Annotated in this window: 1 protein-coding gene; it reads right to left on the reverse strand. The window is 63.2% G+C overall.

Annotation, left to right across the window (positions count from 1 at the left end; genetic code table 11):
• The coding region (locus CVH10_RS19380) for a proton-conducting transporter membrane subunit (protein WP_369335890.1) at nucleotides 1-302 on the reverse strand (302 nt) is incomplete at both ends.

The following is a 302-nucleotide window of genomic DNA, read 5'->3' on the forward strand; positions in this document are numbered from 1 at the left end:
TCCGCATGTCCTGCTCGTGGTGCATCCCGTGGATCACCGAACCGGCGCCCAGGAACAGCAGGGCCTTGAAGAAGGCGTGCGTGAACAGGTGGAACATGGCGGCCTGATAGGCGCCGACGCCAGCCGCGAAGAACATGTAGCCCAGCTGCGAGCAGGTCGAATAGGCGATGACCCGCTTGATGTCGTTCTGGGGCAGACCGACCGTCGCGGCGAACAGGGCCGTGATCGCGCCGATGATGGCGATGATCTGTGACGCGCCCGGCGCATACTCATAGATGGGGCTCAGCAGGCAGACCATATAG

The sequence above is a fragment of the Halomonas sp. ND22Bw genome (genome assembly GCF_003011945.1).
GTDB classification, from domain to species: Bacteria; Pseudomonadota; Gammaproteobacteria; order Pseudomonadales; family Halomonadaceae; genus Halomonas; species Halomonas halophila.